This is a genomic window from Pseudomonas sp. K5002, assembly GCF_013386655.1.
Lineage (GTDB): Bacteria > Pseudomonadota > Gammaproteobacteria > Pseudomonadales > Pseudomonadaceae > Aquipseudomonas.
Genome location: NZ_JACARK010000536.1, coordinates 1 through 2324, shown reverse-complemented (window position 1 = coordinate 2324; position 2324 = coordinate 1). Strand labels below are relative to the sequence as shown.

At 61.4% G+C, this 2324-nt stretch carries 2 protein-coding genes; both read right to left on the bottom strand.

Features of this window, described 5'->3' with window-relative positions:
* The coding region (locus HX846_RS22800; protein WP_372242010.1) for a hypothetical protein at window positions 1-1680 on the bottom strand (1680 nt) is incomplete at its 3' end.
* 211 nt (window positions 1681-1891) lie between these two features.
* A partial coding sequence (locus HX846_RS22795; protein WP_178966134.1) for a YadA-like family protein occupies window positions 1892-2324 on the bottom strand: 433 nt, incomplete at its 5' end.

Here is a 2324-nt window from a genome sequence, read left to right as displayed (position 1 = left end):
GCCGGCGCTGCCCTGGGCTTGATTGGCGGCGTCAAGGGCACCCGCTGCCTCCTGGGAGGCATTGTTGGCCTGTGCCAACGATGAGTCGGCGGCCTCCTTTGCCGCCAACGACACCTGATGAGCCTTGTCCACAGCAGCAGTGGCGGTGCCGGCCGCCTGCTGTGCACGCAAGGCGCTGCTTTCAACGCTGTCCAACTGACCTTTGTTTACAGCATCCGTTACCGCCACGCCGGCAGCCATATTGATAATCGACGTGGGCACGCCAGCGTCCCTGTCGGCGTCATACGCACCCGTCTGGGGGTTCCAGTAGAACCTCCTGGTCGCCCTCAACACCTGGGATTTTTCCGAGATGTCCATGACGGAATCGAACACTTCACCCATGCGGTCATCAGTGACGTTGTGCGCTTTGTCCAAGGCCGCCAGAGCCCCCAACAGCGTGGTGGGCGGCGGTGTTCCCGGGGCAAGGCTGGTCAGTACAAGAGGTGTCGGTACTATCCGATTGCCCTGGGCGAGCGGGCCGGTTCCCAAGGCCTGTGCCATCGATTCACCGGCCGTGGTCTCACGTGTTCCAAGACGGCGGATCGCCTCATATCCCGAGAACAACTGGGCACCGTTAATGGCATCGGTACTTGTGGCGTTCACCGTCCCTGGAGCTACAAAAATCCATTGGCGCAATCGCGCCGCACTACCGCCGCTGACCGTGCCGACCGCGCTGTTGCGCTCGAAGGAGTAGACGCGTCCATTGAGGGTCACGGGCGTAACTTCGCGCAGATCGTCAGTGGCCGAGAAGCTGCCGAGCGCGACACTCGCCCTCTGGGGGGCCTGGGCGCTGTAACCAAGTGCCAGGCTTTCCAAGTTCGATGCGCTCGCGTTCCTGCCGATCGCTACCGAGTTGTCCCCTCGTGATACTGCGAATCGCCCGCCGGCGAACGAACTCGCACCGCCCGCCTGCGCGCTCGCGCCGAGTGTAGTGGCATACTCACCTGAAGCAGTGGATGCCGAACCGAATGCAGTACTGAATGTATTGGAGGCCGTAGCGGTATTCCCGAACGACAGTGCATAGGGGTTCCGGGCCCTGGCGGTAAGACCTAAGGCCATGGTCCAGGCGGCTGTACTCTGGGCACCGCGGCCGAAGGCAAAGCCGTTATCAGTGGCAAGCGGGGCGCCAACCTCAATGCCGGAATGGCCAATCGCGATGCTGCCGTTGACACCTCCCAACATCAGCCGCCCACCGTTGATATACAGCTCCCCGCCCAAGGAAAGCGAGGTTGCACCAACACCCGGTGTTCCTAACGGCCGATAGAACATCACGCTCTCGGTTTGGCCATCCTTGGCGTTCGAGTCACACTGCCCCGACTGACCATCCTTGAAATTCAAGTTTTCGTTCAAATAGGCTCTGTCGGCCCCGGTGCCTGCAGTATAAGTATTTTGGGGGTCATTGAGACTGACGCATTCGCCGCTGTCATTCGCATTGATGTGTACACCGTTGCCTGCACGGGCATCAGACACGCCCAGCAGCGCCGAAACCCCGGTAAGGGTCAGCAGGCCGAGAGTCGGCCAACCGGGTGATGTGACCGCAAACTCGGGGCAGTAGAAGCCGCGAATGAGGGAGCGAAGTGAGTTGAGAGGAACAGCATGCGGACAAGCGACCTGCGAATCGAAACGCAATGTGACTTTCACGATGACTTACCTGAGACATTGACGGATGCGTCGAACCGAAACAAGGCACCACGGCAATCCGATGGCTGAGACGGGTTCCACGAGTGGTAGCCGCTACGACAGCGGGCAATGATTACTGAGGGTTATTGTGGACAGTGAGGCTGGTGGAGAACATCGGACTGCTCCTAAATCGGCAGGGAGGGTCAGACCCTCGACCTGCCGATATCAGGACCTACCATTCGTAACCCACGCCAACCGCCAGCCCGACACTTCCTTGGGCACTGCCCGAACCATTGGCCTTGTACGCCCAACGACCATCCTCGGTGCGCCCCGAGAGGCCGACGGCCAAGGCTGATTGCCCCTCGTATACCGACGTTCCCATGGCCACCATGCTCCTGCCCGGTGTCGACGCCACAGGTAAGGCTGCCATGGCCATCGCTGACGCGATGCCGGCGTAGGCATCCTGACGCACTGCACTGATCTGGCTGTCGGTATAGGCATTGGCCTGTCGTAGGGTACGGTCAGCGGCCTGGTTGGAGATCTGCGTGGCCTGGCCGAGATTGACGACATCGGTCGCCTCGCTGGCGGCTGCTACGTTGGTGATTTGCCGCTCCGCACCCGGCGCACCCACTGAGACGGTATTCGCCCGCTGGGCCTGGGAGCCG